The 14642-nt window shown below is 70.5% G+C and carries 13 protein-coding genes; 10 read left to right on the forward strand and 3 right to left on the reverse strand.

The genetic code is table 11. The annotated features are described in order from the left end of the window. A partial coding sequence (locus ACTHJJ_RS07795) for a methylmalonyl-CoA mutase family protein (protein WP_440302371.1) occupies positions 1-1124 on the reverse strand: 1124 nt, incomplete at its 3' end. Further along, positions 1121-2941: a methylmalonyl-CoA mutase family protein gene (locus ACTHJJ_RS07800; RefSeq protein WP_440302372.1), complete on the reverse strand. Its 1821-nt coding sequence runs from the start codon at positions 2939-2941 to the stop codon at positions 1121-1123. The genes ACTHJJ_RS07795 and ACTHJJ_RS07800, both read right to left, overlap by 4 nt. 248 nt (positions 2942-3189) lie before the next feature. Between ACTHJJ_RS07800 and ACTHJJ_RS07805 the strand changes: the two genes are divergently transcribed. Genes ACTHJJ_RS07805 through ACTHJJ_RS07815 form a run of 3 tightly spaced genes read left to right on the forward strand, consistent with a single transcriptional unit; the run spans position 3190 to position 5190 of the window. Then, the gene (locus tag ACTHJJ_RS07805) at positions 3190-3849 is read left to right on the forward strand and encodes a fasciclin domain-containing protein (protein WP_440302373.1); all 660 of its coding nucleotides are present in this window, start codon (positions 3190-3192) and stop codon (positions 3847-3849) included. A 25-nt stretch (positions 3850-3874) separates the two neighbouring features. Further along, the gene (gene sigK / locus ACTHJJ_RS07810) at positions 3875-4477 is read left to right on the forward strand and encodes an ECF RNA polymerase sigma factor SigK (protein WP_440302374.1); all 603 of its coding nucleotides are present in this window, start codon (positions 3875-3877) and stop codon (positions 4475-4477) included. Then, on the forward strand, positions 4474-5190 hold the full coding sequence (locus ACTHJJ_RS07815) for an anti-sigma factor (RefSeq protein ID WP_440302375.1): 717 nt from the start codon (positions 4474-4476) through the stop codon (positions 5188-5190). The genes sigK and ACTHJJ_RS07815 overlap by 4 nt, the downstream gene beginning before the upstream one ends. Positions 5191-5279: 89 nt before the next feature. Here the strand turns inward: ACTHJJ_RS07815 and ACTHJJ_RS07820 are convergent, their stop codons facing one another. Beyond that, a complete protein-coding gene (locus tag ACTHJJ_RS07820; RefSeq protein ID WP_440302376.1) occupies positions 5280-5909 on the reverse strand; it encodes a hypothetical protein in 630 nt (209 codons plus the stop codon). 55 nt (positions 5910-5964) lie between these two features. Here ACTHJJ_RS07820 and ACTHJJ_RS07825 point away from each other — a divergent pair, with 55 nt between their 5' ends. The 7 genes from ACTHJJ_RS07825 to ACTHJJ_RS07855 all read left to right on the forward strand — a co-directional run bounded on the left by ACTHJJ_RS07825 (position 5965) and on the right by ACTHJJ_RS07855 (position 14376). Next, a complete protein-coding gene (locus ACTHJJ_RS07825) occupies positions 5965-7197 on the forward strand; it encodes an amidohydrolase (protein WP_440302377.1) in 1233 nt (410 codons plus the stop codon). Positions 7198-7306: 109 nt separating this feature from the next. Then, the gene (locus tag ACTHJJ_RS07830) at positions 7307-8362 is read left to right on the forward strand and encodes a BMP family lipoprotein (protein ID WP_440302378.1); all 1056 of its coding nucleotides are present in this window, start codon (positions 7307-7309) and stop codon (positions 8360-8362) included. Between the two features lie 301 nt (positions 8363-8663). After that, positions 8664-10214, forward strand: coding sequence for an ABC transporter ATP-binding protein (locus tag ACTHJJ_RS07835; RefSeq protein ID WP_440302382.1), 1551 nt, complete (start codon positions 8664-8666; stop codon positions 10212-10214). Then, positions 10211-11326 (forward strand): ABC transporter permease, encoded by a 1116-nt coding sequence (locus tag ACTHJJ_RS07840; protein WP_440302379.1) that lies wholly within the window; start codon positions 10211-10213, stop codon positions 11324-11326. The genes ACTHJJ_RS07835 and ACTHJJ_RS07840 overlap by 4 nt, the downstream gene beginning before the upstream one ends. After that, positions 11323-12609 (forward strand): ABC transporter permease, encoded by a 1287-nt coding sequence (locus ACTHJJ_RS07845; protein WP_440302380.1) that lies wholly within the window; start codon positions 11323-11325, stop codon positions 12607-12609. Before ACTHJJ_RS07840 ends, ACTHJJ_RS07845 begins: the two co-directional genes overlap by 4 nt. Before the next feature lie 98 nt (positions 12610-12707). Then, positions 12708-13079, forward strand: a complete 372-nt coding sequence (locus ACTHJJ_RS07850; protein ID WP_440302383.1) for a cytidine deaminase — start codon at positions 12708-12710, stop codon at positions 13077-13079. Positions 13080-13086: 7 nt separating this feature from the next. Next, positions 13087-14376, forward strand: coding sequence for a thymidine phosphorylase (locus ACTHJJ_RS07855; RefSeq protein WP_440302381.1), 1290 nt, complete (start codon positions 13087-13089; stop codon positions 14374-14376). Positions 14377-14642: the final 266 nt, after the last annotated feature.

Below are 14642 nucleotides of genomic sequence, written 5' to 3' on the forward strand. Positions count from 1 at the left end.
ATGGCCTCGTCGAGCGCGTTCGTGTGCAGCGACTGGGTGTGCCCCTGGGTCGCTGCCATCGCCTCGATGCAGGTCCGTTCGACGTTGTTGAAGACGTCCTGGGCCGTCAGCGACCACCCCGAGGTCTGCGAATGCGTCCGCAGCGAAAGGGATTTCGGGTTCTTCGGGTCGAACTGCCCGACCAGCCGCGACCAGAGGGCGCGCGCGGCCCGGAGCTTGGCGACCTCCATGAAGAAGTTCATCCCGATCGCCCAGAAGAAGGACAGCCGCGGCGCGAACGCGTCGATGTCGAGCCCCGCGTCGAGCCCGGCCCGGATGTACTCGACACCGTCGGCAAGGGTGTAGGCGAGCTCCAGGTCGGCCGTCGCACCCGCCTCCTGGATGTGGTAGCCGGAGATCGAGATCGAGTTGAAGCGCGGCATCTTCGCGGCCGTGTAGGCGAAGATGTCCGAGATGATCCGCATGCTCGGCCCGGGTGGGTAGATGTAGGTGTTGCGGACCATGAACTCCTTGAGGATGTCGTTCTGGATCGTCCCCGCGAGCTGCTCCGGCTTCACCCCCTGCTCCTCGGCCGCGACGATGTAGAGCGCCATGATCGGCAGGACCGCGCCGTTCATCGTCATCGAGACGGACATCTGGTCGAGCGGGATCCCGTCGAACAGCGTTCTCGCGTCGAAGATGGAGTCGATCGCGACTCCCGCCATGCCGACGTCGCCGCGCACCCGCGGGTGGTCGGAGTCGTAGCCGCGGTGCGTCGCGAGGTCGAACGCGACGGACAGGCCCTTCTGCCCGGCCGCGAGGTTGCGGCGGTAGAACGCGTTCGACTCCTGGGCCGTCGAGAACCCGGCGTACTGCCGGATCGTCCACGGCTGCGTCGTGTACATGGTCGGGTAGGGCCCGCGCAGGTATGGCGTGAGCCCCGGCCAGGTGCCCGTGGCGAGGCCCTCGACGTGCTCGGGTCCATACACCGGAAGGATGTCGATGCCCTCCGGAGAGCGCCACGGATTCCCTTGGTATGCCGCTGTGCTCGCTCCCGCTGTCTTCGAGCCGCGCGCGTCGGCGGCCTCCAGGGGCAGGTCGGCGAAACTGCTGGGGACGGTGTTGACGGTCCGGTCGGCGCTCATGCCAACTTCTCCCTCGTGCGGTTCAGGAAAGACAGGGCGTCGAGGCCCATGGCTGCGGAGTCGTCGACGAGGGACGAGTCGAGCGTCCGCTCACCCGGCTTGCCCGCGAGGATCACCCAGGTCGCGCCGTCGCCCCGGAGCGCCGCAATGGCCTCCGCACCCCACTCGGCGTAGGCGGCGTCGGTTCCGCACAGGCAGACGACCGGCGGCTTGTCCTGGGCCTCGTAGGCCTTGAGCAGTGCATCGACACCGTCGGTCGCGCCGGCGGTCATGACGGGAACCCCTCCGGCAGCAAGGAGATTCGCAGCGAAGGTGGCGCGGGCCGTGTGTGCGGCGACCGACCCCAGGGTGGCGAGGAAGACCGGGTGCGAGGCGGGCTCGTCCCGGAGCGCCTCGAACGCCGCGCCGTAGCGCCGCACCTCTTGGGCAACGGGGTCGGCCTCGCGCTCGAGCCGCGGCTCCTCCAGATTCGGGAACTCGGTCACGCCCGTGATGGGCCGGGTCCGGTGGGCGACCTGGTCTGCGCGTCGTGCGGCGACCTCGTCGATCCGGGACCGGAGGGACCGGTCGGCGAGCGCCGCCTCGATGCCCCCGGACGCCTCGACTCGCTGGAACTCGGCCCACGCGGCACGGCACAGCTCGTCGGTGAGCAGCTCCACGGCATACGACCCTCCGGCGGGGTCGGTCACCGCGGCCACATGGGACTCGGCGATGAGCAGCGAGGAGGTGTTGCGGGCGTTGCGGCGCCCGAGGGCGCTGGGCAGGCCGAGGGGGCTGTCGAACGGCAGCACGGTGACCGCATCCGCGCCACCGACGCCGGCCGCGAAGGCAGCGACGGTCGTGCGGAGCATGTTGACGTAGGGGTCGTAGGTGCTCATCATCGGCCGGCTCGTCACGGCGTGCTGCCGCTGTCCGCCTGCCTCGGGAGAGGCGCCGGACAGCTCGGCGACGCGCGACCAGAGCCGGCGTGCGGCACGGAGCTTCGCGATGGTCGGGAACTGCTCATCCGTTGCGGCGTAACGGAACTCGATGAGCTGCAGCGCGTCGTCGACCGAGCGGCCGTCCGGGGTGAGCGCCCGCAGGTAGGCGGCACCGACCGCGAGCGAGTAGCCCAGCTCCTGCGCGTCCGAGGCGCCGAGGTCGTGCACGACCGTGCCGTCCACCACGACGGCCCGGATCCCGGCTGCCTCCGCCACCGCGACCACATCCGCGAACTGGCCGGCCGCCGCGGGGTGGCCCTCGGAGCGCACTGCGGCGCCGATCGGGTCGAGGCCGACGTTGCTGTCGGGATGCAACCGGACGCCCTGCTCGGCGGCGAGGGCGACGAGCGCACGGCCCGAGGCGAGCGGGTCGTCGCCCTCGAGGACGACGGGTGCCACGTCGAGAAGCACGCCATCGAGCGCCGCAGGCAGATCGGCGGGCGAGAGGGGGCCGCCGAGCTCGAGCCAGAGAGACGTCACACCGTTGCCCAGGTCGAGCAGGGCCTCCTCGTTGGCGCGCTTGGCAGCGAGACCGCCGACGTGCGAACGGATGTCCCAGCCGTCCTCCGGGCGCTCGGCGAGCCGGCCGCGGGTGAACGGCGCCTCCCCGGGGACGCCCGAGGGCGGGAGGTCCCGGACGGTGGCAGGGGTGCCGAGTGGGGGCACCTCGATCCCGTCGAGCGTCGTGCGGGTCAGCGCCTCCCAGACGGCCCCGTCCGGGGCGTCCTCGGACAGTCGCCGCGCCTTGCGCAGCACCCCTGCGGCGGCCTTTTCCCACTCGGCCTGCGTGTGCTCGTCCTCCCCGGAGAGCGGTAGGTGGTTCTCGGCAGCCGTCATGCCACGCAGCCTAGGCGCGCCCCCCTCGCACGGGCCACGCCGCCGGCTATGCGATACCTCTCACTCATCTGTGCCGCCTGCGGCACCGGCGCGGTCCTCGGCACGGCTCGGGGTCCCGATGCCCTCCTTCCTCGGATCTGTCGTGTCCCTGGGCTGAAAAACCTTCGTCGCGACCCAATCCGGGAGCAGGCACGGCTCCGAACCACGAGTGACAGCCCACCCGGACACCCACCAGCAAGGAGACCACCATGAAGAGCCGCATCGCCTTCGTCGCCCTCGCCGTCACGCTGCCCCTCGGGCTCGTGGCCTGCACCGGGGCGGCGAACGGCAGCACCGGCGAGCAAGCGATGACCTCCGGCTCGGCGGCGACGACCTCGTCCGCGGCGCCGACGACCTCCTCGGCCATGCCCTCGACGAGCTCCGACATGGCCGAACCGGCCTCCCAGGTCTTCGGGCCTGCGTGTGCGGCCGTGCCCACGGAGGGCAAGGGCTCGCTCAGGGGTATGGCCAGCGCCCCGGTCGCGACGGCCGCGAGCAACAACCCCCTCTTGACCACCCTGGTCACGGCGGTCAAGAAGGCGGGTCTCGTCGAGACCCTCAACTCGGCCAAGGGCATCACGGTGTTCGCCCCGACCAACGACGCGTTCGCGAAGATCCCGGAGGCGCAGCTGCAGAAGGTCCTCGCCGACAAGCCGACCCTCACCAAGATCCTGACCAACCACGTGGTCGCGGGCCGGCTCGGTCCTGACCAGCTGACCGGCGCGCACAAGACCCTCGCCGGCACGACGATCACGGTCACGGGGTCGGGTGACCACTTCACGGTCGGCAAGAACGCCAAGGTTCTCTGCGGCAACGTGCCCACGGCCAACGCCACCGTCTATGTCATCGACTCGGTGCTGTTGCCCTGACCCGGCGTCGGCAACCATGGATCGCATGTCCCGCTTCTCCGCGGCTCGCACCCCCGGCACCGAGCCGCGGGGTGCGGCCGCCGCCGACGGCCTCGGCGAGCTGCTCCGGCGTTCGGCCACGGGGGACGAGGGCGCCTTCGGCGAGCTGTATGACGCCGTCGCACCTCGCGTCTTCGGTCTCGTCCGGCGGGTGGTGCGCGACCCGGCCCAGGCCGAGGAGGTCACCCAGGAGGCGTTCCTCGAGGTGTGGCGCACCTCCGGCCGGTTCGACCCCAGCCGCGGCAGCGCGCTCGTCTGGGTCCTCGCCATCGCCCATCGCAAGTCTGTCGACCGGGTCCGTTCCGCCGAGGCCGCCCGCACGCGTGACGAACGCTACGGTGCGACCAGCGGTGAGGTCGCCCACGACGCCACCGTCGAGGAGGTCGCCCTGCGGCTCGACGCGCAGCGGGTCCGGCGGGCGCTCGCCCACCTCACCGACACCCAGCGGGAGGCCGTCGAGCTCGCCTACCTCTCCGGCTACACCCACACTGAGGTCGCAGCCCTGCTCAACCTCCCGCTCGGCACCGCGAAGACACGGATCCGGGACGGCCTCATCCGACTACGTGACACCTTGGGGGTGACCTCATGAACGACGACATCCACGCCCTCTCGGGCCCCTATGCCGTCGACGCGCTCGACCCCGAGGAACGCGAGCTGTTCGAGCGGCACCTGGCCGGGTGCCCAGCCTGCCAGGACGAGGTGGCCGGCCTGCGCTCTGCCGCGACCCAGCTGTCCGCCCTCGTCGAGACGGCACCTCCTGCCGCCCTGCGCGAGTCCGTGCTGCGACAGATCTCCACGGTCCGGCCGCTCCCGCCGCTGCGGCCGGAGGCGCCCACCGAGCGGGACGCCGGACCCGCACGGCTGCGCCGCCAACCGTGGTTGTTGGCAGCGGTGGCCGCCGCGCTGGTCGCGGTCGCGGCCCTCGGCATCTGGCGGGCCGTCGACACGAGCCCACCCCCCACAGTGGCCGAACGGGTGCTCGAGGCGCCGGACGCCTCACGCGTCGCGCACCGCTTCCCTGGTGGGGCGACCGCCACCGTCGTCCGGTCGAAGCAGCTCGGGCGAGCGGTCCTCATCCCGTCGGACATGCCGGCGCCTCCCGACGGCAAGGTCTACCAGCTGTGGCTCGAGGACCGGGCCGGCACGATGCAGCCGGCAGGGCTGATGAGCGGCAGCGGCGACAAGATCGTCACCCTGAACGGGGATGCGCGAGAGGCCTCGGCGGTCGGCATCACCGTCGAGCCCATCGGTGGATCCCACCGGCCGACGAGCGAGCCACTAGCCCTCTTCCCCTTCTCCTGACCCGTCTGTCGGTGGGAGCCGGCCCACCCGGCAGACGGTCCATTGCGCGACTCCGGCGCCGATCGCAGGGCTGACCCAGCTCGTTCCCGCTACTCGACCCGCGGTGGTGGGGCGAGTCGGGGGCAGACCGAGCACGGCTGCATTCCCGGCAGCGCGTAGATGAAGCAGCACGACATCCGCCGCGGGTCCGGCCGGCGGTCCGCCCGGGCCAGCGCGGTGCGCCAGACGTCCTCGACGACGCCCCACCGCTGCCGCGTGCTTGCCTTCACGTCCGGCGCATAGTCCGTCACGACGCCCGACACCAAGGAGAGGTATGCCGCACGCCCCTGCTCGACGCACGCCTCCCTGGGCTCGGCCTCGTTCACCGACACCGATGCCGGGTCGAGCACGAAGCGATCCGGATAGAGGCCGGGCGCGAGCTCGAAGCCCAGCCCCGCGCCCGACTCGGCGAGCACGACGGAGGCAAGGTGAGCGGCATACGCGATGGGGGTGGCGACGGACTCGCACCACCACTGGAGGACGAACGCGGCGGCGACGTGCGGACGGTCCACCGACCGCTGCTGCTCGGCGAGGGCGTGGCGCCATCCGCTGAGCGGGTCGCGGGACGCCCGGGCGGCGACGTCCGTGCACCAGACCGTGGCGGGGGAGGCGCGGGTTGTGGCCGTCGACCAGGGCAGGGCCGCGTCGAGGCGCGCGACCAGCGCGGGCACATCGGTCACGAATCGCTCCTCCGGTCGGTGGTCGTCGTCATCCTCTCGCTAGACTGCGGTGCTCGTGACCCAGTCCCTGCCGTTCGACGCGATCTCCAAGACGGTGGCGGCGTTGCAGGACGAGCTGGTCGCCATCCGTCGCGACCTGCACCAGCACCCCGAGCTCGGCCGGGCTGAGGTGCGCACGACGCAGGTCGTCGTCGACCGGCTCGAGCTAGCCGGGGTCACGACCCGGCGGCTCCGGGGCAGCGGGCTGATCGCAGACATCGGGGCCGAGGCGCCGACCCGGACGATCGGGCTCCGCGCCGACCTCGACGCCCTACCGATCCGCGAGCACACGGGGCTGCCCTTCGCCTCGACCACCGACGGCGTGAGCCACGCCTGCGGCCACGACGTGCACACCACCGCGGCGCTCGGCGCAGCGCTGGCGCTCAAGGAGATCGAGGAGGACCTCAGGCGATTCGGCGTCGGCGTCCGCGTCGTCTTCCAGCCCGCCGAGGAGATCATGCCGGGCGGGGCCGAGGACGTCATGGCCCAGGGCGGCATCGAGGGCGTCGAGCGGATCTTCGCGCTGCACTGCGACCCGTCGCTCGACGTCGGACGGGTCGGGCTGCGTGTCGGAGCGATCACGGCGGCGACCGACCAGGTCGACGTCACCCTGTCCGGCGCGGGCGGGCACACCTCGCGGCCGCACCTCACCCAGGACCTCACCTACGCGCTCGCCAAGGTCGTCACCGACGTCCCCGCGGCGCTGTCGCGACGCCTCGACCCCCGCACCGCGGCCGCCCTCGTGTGGGGGAGCGTGCACGCCGGCGGGGCGCACAACGTCATACCGTCGACGGGCAAGGCGCTCGGCACGCTGCGGATGCTCGACGCCACGGCATGGGACGGGTCGGAGAAGCTCGTCACCGAGCTCGTCCAGGACGTGGTCGCCCCGTATGGCGTGAAGGCCGACGTCGCGATCGTCAAGGGCGTGCCACCCGTGGTCAACGATGCGGCGAGCGTGGATGCCCTCACCCTGGCCGTGAGCCAGGCGGGTGCGCAGGCCGCGCCGACACCGCAGAGCCTCGGCGGCGAGGACTTCGCGTGGTACCTGACGCGGATCCCAGGCGCCATGGCGCGTCTCGGCACCCGCACTCCCGGCGGCAAGACCTACGACCTGCACCAGGGCGACCTCGTCGTCGACGAGGGGGCCATCGGAGTCGGGGCGAGGACCCTCGCCGGCTGCGTCCTCGCCACCATCGGGGTCGTGCCCGCATCGGCACCCCTCGACAAGGCGCGGGTCGCGGATAGATAACACTTCGCCACAGTTCCCCGGAGTGGGTCGGATGGCTCGGGTTCGGCGGCTACAGTGCACTCCGCGGACCGGCGCCGGTTCCGTACCTGCAACATATAAGGAGCACGCCTTGCGTCACGCAACGAAGGTCGCCGCCATCGTCGCCGCGGCCGCCCTCGGACTGGCCGCCTGTGGCTCGTCCGAGACACCGTCCAACAGCAGCAGCAACGGGGGCACCCAGCCGGCTGCCAACGGCGGTGAGAAGCTGAAGGTCGGCATGGCCTATGACGTCGGAGGCCGGGGTGACCAGTCGTTCAACGACGCGGCCGCCAAGGGCCTCGACAAGGCCAAGTCCGAGCTCGGTGTCGAGGGCCTGGAGGCCGCCGCCACCAACGGTGAGCCGGAGTCCGCTCGGGAGGAGCGTCTCCAGCAGCTCATCGACGCCGGCTACACGAACATCGTCGCCGTCGGCTTCGCCTACGCCCCCTCGGTCAAGAAGGTCGCCGCCGAGAACAAGGACGTCAAGTTCGCGCTCGTCGACTCGACCGACGCCGAGGGCCCGAACATCGAGAACATCACCTTCGCCGAGAACGAGGGCTCCTTCCTCGTCGGTGCCGCCGCGGCTCTCAAGACGAAGACCAACGTCATCGGCTTCGTCGGTGGCGTCGAGACGCCGCTCATCAAGAAGTTCGAGGTCGGCTACATCGCCGGCGCCAAGGCGGTGAACCCGAAGATCGAGGTCAAGGTCAAGTACCTCACGCAGCCGCCGGACTTCTCGGGCTTCTCCTCCGTCGACAAGGGCAAGGCCGCCGCTGACGGCATGTACCAGCAGGGCGCGGACATCGTCTACCACGCTGCCGGTGGCTCCGGTGGTGGCGTCTTCCAGGCCGCCAAGGCCGCGGGCAAGCTTGCCATCGGTGTCGACTCCGACCAGGCCCTCACGGCCGACTCGTCGGTCCGCGACGTCATCCTGACCTCGATGATCAAGCGCGTCGACGTCGGTGTCTTCGACTTCATCAAGTCGATCAAGGACGGCAACTTCCAGGCCGGCAACAAGGTCTTCGACCTCAAGGCCGGCGGTGTCGACTACGCCACCACGGGCGGCAAGATCGACGACATCAAGGACAAGCTCGACGACTACAAGCAGAAGATCATCTCGGGCGAGATCAAGGTGCCTGCCGCCTGATCCCCTTCGGGACAGATCCTGGTTGCATGGGCCCGGGCGGCGCATCGCGCGCCGCCCGGGCCCTTCTGCTTCCACCCAGCACGCCGGTTGTAGGTTCTTGCCGGTAGTTTCATCCCGCCCGCGGTGCAGCGGGCCCACCTGAGGAGGGTGCGTCATCGTCGCCAACGACTCGCAGTTCCGCGACGCGACCCGTGACGCCACGGCCGTCGCCGGCGAAGCAGAGCTGACCCACCGCGGCACACCAGCCGTCGAGCTGCACGGGATCACCAAGCGGTTCCCGGGCGTCGTCGCCAACAAGGACATCGAGCTCACCGTCGACAAGGGCACGATCCACGCCGTCGTGGGGGAGAACGGCGCCGGCAAGTCGACGCTGATGAAGATCCTGTACGGCGTGCAGCAGCCCGACGAGGGCACGATCTCGATCGAGGGCCGGGAGCTGAAGCTGCGCACCCCGTCCGACGCGATCGGGGCCGGCATCGGCATGGTCTTCCAGCACTTCCAGCTCGCGGACAACTTCACGGTCCTCGAGAACGTCGTCCTCGGCGCCGAGGCACTCCATGGCATCGGCGACGCCGCTCGCCGGAAGATCCGGGAGCTGTCCGACGCCTACGGCCTCGGGATCCACCCGGACGCCCTCGTCGCCGACCTCGGCGTGGGCGCCCGCCAGCGGATCGAGATCCTCAAGGTCCTCTACCGCGGGGCGAAGATCATCATCCTCGACGAGCCGACCGCCGTGCTCGTGCCGCAGGAGGTCACGGAGCTCTTCGACAACCTGCGCGGACTCACGTCCGAGGGACTCACCGTCATCTTCATCTCGCACAAGCTCGACGAGGTGCTCCAGGTCGCCGACGCGATCACCGTCATCCGACGCGGCACCACGGTCGCCGAGGTCGACCCCAAGGGCGTCACGGCCCGCCAACTGGCCGAGCTCATGGTCGGCTCGGAGCTGCCGAGCCCCCAGACGGAGGAGTCCACCGTCATGGACACCCCCGTCCTGACGATCGAGGACACGTCCCTCGACAACCCGTTCGGCGGTCCGCGCCTGCTCGACGACGTCAACCTGACGATCCACTCCGGCGAGATCGTCGGCATCGCAGGCGTCGAGGGCAACGGCCAGGCCGAGCTCGTCGAGGTCATCATGGGCATGCGCGAGCCGTCCTCGGGCCGGATCCTCCTCGGAGACGTCGACACCTCGGACTGGCAGACGCGGGAGATCCGCGAGGCGGGCATCGGCTACATCCCCGAGGACCGGCACCGGCACGGGCTGCTCCTCGAGGCACCGCTCTGGGAGAACGTCATCCTCGGGCACCAGACCGAGCGGACCTACCTCAGCGGTCCCGGCGGCTGGCTCATCGACGCCTCCGCGGCCAAGAAGGAGACCGAGGAGATCGTCGAGCAGTACGACGTCCGCACGCCGTCGATCAACGTCACCTCCGGGTCGCTCTCCGGCGGCAACCAGCAGAAGCTCATCATCGGCCGCGAGATGCGGCGCAGCCCGCGGGTACTCGTCGCCGCACACCCGACCCGAGGAGTCGACGTCGGGGCCCAGGCGGCGATCTGGGACCACATCCGGGATGCCCGCCGCCAGGGGCTCGGGGTGCTGCTCATCTCGGCGGACCTCGAGGAGCTCGTCGGGCTTTCCGACAACATCAAGGTCATCCTGCGTGGTCGCCTCGTCGCCGAGTTCGACCCCGACACGGTGACCCGGGAGCAGCTCGGGGCCGCGATGACGGGCGCCGACAGGACCGGGGAGTCGCCCGCGGAGATGCCGATCAGCAACCCGGCCGAGCCGGCGGCCCCCTGGGGCACCTCGGCGCCTGAGCAGAACACCAGCAAGGAGAACGGCCAGTGAACCCTCGTCTGGACGGCCGCCGCATTCTGATGGCCCTCGCGGCGCCGCTGCTCGCGGTCGTCGTCGCGGTCGTCGTCACGTCGTTGATCCTCGTGGCGGCCAAGGACCCCGTCGGCCAGGTTTGGTCGACCATCCTCTCGGCACCGAAGCCACGGGTCCTCTCGGCGATCGTCAACGCCGCGACCGTCTACTACCTGTCGGCGGTCGCCGTTGCGATCGGGTTCAAGATGAACCTGTTCAACATCGGCGTCGACGGCCAGTACCGGATCGCGGCCTTCTTCGCCGCGCTCGTCGCGGGCCAGGGCTGGCTGCCCGGACCGTTGAACATCGTGCTCGGCCTCGTCGTCGCGATCATCACGGGTGGGCTGTGGGCCGCCATCGCAGGGCTTCTCAAGGTCTGGCGCGGCGTGTCCGAGGTGATCTCGACGATCATGCTCAACGCCATCGCGACCTTCCTCGTCGCGCTGCTGCTGCGCAAGGTGGCGATCGAGTCCGGCGGCTCGAACGTCGTGCAGACCAAGCCGATCCCCGAGTCGTCCCAGGTGCCGGGCTTCAAGCTCATCCCGGGCAGCAGCCGCGAGGTCTACGGACTGATCATCCTCGCGATCATCGTCGGCATCGCCTACTGGTTCGTCCTCAACAAGACGCGCTTCGGCTTCGACCTGCGCACCACCGGTGCCTCCGAGACGGCCGCCGTGGCGAGCGGCGTCAAGGTCAAGCGCATGGTTGCCGTGTCCATGGTCATCTCGGGTGGCGTCGCCGGCCTCGTCGGCATGCCGCTGCTCTTCGGGCAGGACTACTCCTATGGGTCGACGTTCCAGCCGGGGCTCGGTTTCGCCGGCATCGCCATCGCGCTGCTCGGCCGCAACCACCCGATCGGGATCGCCTTCGCGGCGCTGTTGTGGTCGTTCCTCGACCAGCAGTCCAACGCCCTCCAGATCCAGGCGGGCGTGAGCGACAAGCTCGTCCTCGTCGTCCAGGGCGTCATCGTCCTGTCCGTCGTCATCGCCTACGAGATCGTGCGCCGCGCCAACGTCCGTATCGAGCAGCGCCGCGTCGCTGCGCGCCTGGCCGCTGAGGCGGGCGCGCCCCTGGAAGGAGCTCGGGCATGAGCATCAGCAGTGACACCGTGACCCGCAAGCGCGGGGACGAGGCCGACACCCTGCCCTCGCCGTGGCGCCGGTCCGCGCTGTTGCGCGCCGCCGTGTATGCCGTGGGCGCCCTCGTCGTCCTCTCGCTCGTCCGCGTCATCACGGGCGCGAACGACATCGACTCTTCGGGCGCGCTGGCGGCGGCCCTCGCCCTCGCGGCACCCATCGCCCTCGCCGGGCTCGGGGGCCTCTGGTCCGAGCGGGCCGGCATCGTCAACATCGGCCTCGAGGGCATGATGATCCTGGGCACGTGGGGTGGGGCGTTCTTCGCCTACCACTACGGCCCCTGGATGGGTGTCCTCGGCGCCATTCTCCTCGGGGCGATCGGCGGAGCCATCCACGCTCTCGCCACCGTCATCTTCGGCGTCGACCACATCGTGTCCGGCGTCGCCATCAACACGCTGGGCACCGGGGCCGCGGCCTACCTCGCCGCCCGGACCTTCACTGGTCTGCCCGGTGGCGGGCCGACGCAGTCCCCGGGGCTGCCGGCCCTGCCGACCGTCACCATCGGCCCCCTCGCCGACTGGCTCGGCAACCTCGAGAAGGGCGGCACCTTCCTCGTCGCGGACATCGCCTCGGGGCTGCGGGCGCTCGTCTACCACCTGTCGGTCCTGACGATCATTGTCGCGCTGCTCTTCGTGCTCACCGCCTGGATCCTGTGGCGCACCGGCTTCGGCCTGCGCCTGCGCTCCTGCGGCGAGGCGCCCACCGCGGCCGAGACGCTCGGCGTCAACGTCTACCGCTACAAGTTCGTCGCCACCGTCATCTCCGGCGGGCTGGCCGGCCTCGGTGGTGGCTTCCTCGCCCTCGTCGCCTCTGGCCTGTACCGAGACGGGCAGACCGGTGGGCGAGGCTTCATCGGCCTGGCGGCCATGATCTTCGGCAACTGGCGACCGGGCGGCCTCGCCGGCGGCGCCGCACTCTTCGGCTACACCGACGCGATCAACCTCCGCGGCGGCGACGACGTCATCCGCGCCTACCTGCTGCCGATCGCGGTGTTCCTCCTGGTCTGGGGTGCGTGGCAGCTGTGGCGCCGCAAGCGCGGCAAGCCGATCACCGGTGTCGTCTCCGTCGTCATGGCGGTCATCGTCGGGGCCTGGTTCATGATCATGAAGGCCATGCCGAGCGAGATCACCCAGATGACGCCGTACATCGCGACGCTTCTCGTCCTGGCCTTCGCCTCGCAGCGCCTACGCATGCCGAAGGCGGACGGCGTCATCTATCGGAAGGGGGAGGCGACGTGACGGCTCAGCCGGAGCGGGACGCCACCGCTGCCACGAAGGCTGACCCAGCGGCATACGACATCGACTGGGAAGCCCTGCACGAGCGGGCGGTCGAGCTGATGCGGCGTGCCTACGCGCCGTACTCGAAGTTCCCGGTCGGGGTGGCCGGGCTCGTCGATGATGGACGCGTCGTCACGGGGTGCAATGTCGAGAACGCCGGCTACGGAGTGGCTCTGTGCGCCGAGTGCGGCATGGTGTCGGAGCTCGTCGCGACCGGCGGCGGGCGGCTCGTGGCCGTCTACTGCGTCGGCGCGGACGGGCAGCCGCTCATGCCGTGCGGTCGCTGCCGGCAGCTGCTCTGGGAGCACGGGGGACCGGCGTGCCTCCTGCAGACCCCCAAGGGCGTCCTGCCGATGACCGAGGTACTGCCCCAGGCCTTCGGGCGGGAGGACCTAGACGAGCTGGCGGGCACAGCCCCCACCGAGGAGTGAGGCAAGCATGAGCGAACCCTTCGACGCCGTCGACGTCATCGCGACGAAGCGCGACCGTCAGGAGCTGTCCGACGCGCAGATCGACTGGGTCATCGAGGCCTACACGCGGGGTGCCGTCGCAGAGGAGCAGATGTCATCGCTCGCGATGGCGATCTACCTCAACGGGATGACCCGCCGCGAGATCGCCCGGTGGACCGACGCGATGATCAGGTCGGGGGAGCGGCTCGACTTCTCGAGGCTCTCCCGGCCGACCAGTGACAAGCACTCGACCGGCGGGGTCGGCGACAAGATCACGCTGCCGCTCGCGCCGCTCGTCGCTGCGTGCGGTGTCGCCGTCCCGCAGCTGTCCGGCCGTGGGCTCGGGCACACGGGCGGAACCCTCGACAAGCTCGAGTCGATCCCGGGCTGGCGGGCCGGCCTGTCGAACGACGCGATGATGGACCAGCTCGAGGACGTCGGCGCCGTCATCTGCGCCGCGGGGGCCGGGCTCGCACCGGCCGACAAGAAGCTCTACGCGCTCCGCGACGTCACCGGGACCGTCTCCTGCGTCCCGCTCATCGCCTCGTCGATCATGAGCAAGAAGATCGCCGAAGGGACGGGGTCGCTCGTCCTTGACGTCAAGGTCGGGTCCGGGGCCTTCATGAAGGACCTCAGTGGGGCGCGCGAGCTGGCGTCGACCATGGTGCAGCTCGGCAGGGACGCCGGGGTGCACACGGTCGCCCTGCTCACCAACATGCAGACCCCACTCGGCCTGACCGTCGGGAACGCGCTCGAGGTGCGTGAGTCCGTGGAAGTGCTTGCCGGTGGGGGACCGCCGGACGTCGTGGAGCTGACCGTCGCGCTCGCCCGAGAGATGGTCGCGGGGGCGGGAGTGTCGGGCGTGGACCCGGCCGACGTGCTCGCATCCGGCAAGGCGATGGATGTCTGGCGGAGGATGATCCGCGCCCAGGGAGGGGACCCGGACGCGGACCTGCCCGTCGCGAAGGAGACCCACACGGTGCTCGCGCCGGCGGACGGTGTGCTCGTCCAGCTCGACGCCCTGGCCGTCGGCGTCGCCTCGTGGCGGCTGGGCGCCGGTCGCGCGCGCAAGGAGGACCCGGTCCAGGCGGGCGCGGGGATCGAGCTGCACGCCAAGCCGGGTGCATTCGTGCAGGGCGGTGAGCCGCTCATGACCCTGCACACCGACGAGCCGGCCCGCTTCGAACGTGCGCTCGAGGCGCTCGAGGGCGGGTACCTGATCGCCCCCGAGGGGTCCCGCCCAGACCTCATGCCGATCGTCATCGAACGGCTGGCCTAGCGCGTTTGCGCAGGTCAGAGCGGGTATGCCGCTCGGCCCGGGACGCGATTAGGTCATCCGTCCCGGACGGTGCTAATGTTTGGGCTCCCGCCGGAAGCCACCGGAGCTGACAGGCGGTTCGGAGCCCGAACCGCCGATTTGACTCGCGGAGAGCGAGGCGGGTAAGTTTGAAGGGTTGCCCCGGAGGCCGGAATGTGGTTCTGGTTGATGGTGTGTGTCCGATTCTTGAGAACTCAACAGCGTGTCAAAAATCGATGCCAAGTTTA

Source organism: Intrasporangium sp. (genome assembly GCF_051961875.1).
GTDB lineage: Bacteria > Actinomycetota > Actinomycetes > Actinomycetales > Dermatophilaceae > Intrasporangium_A.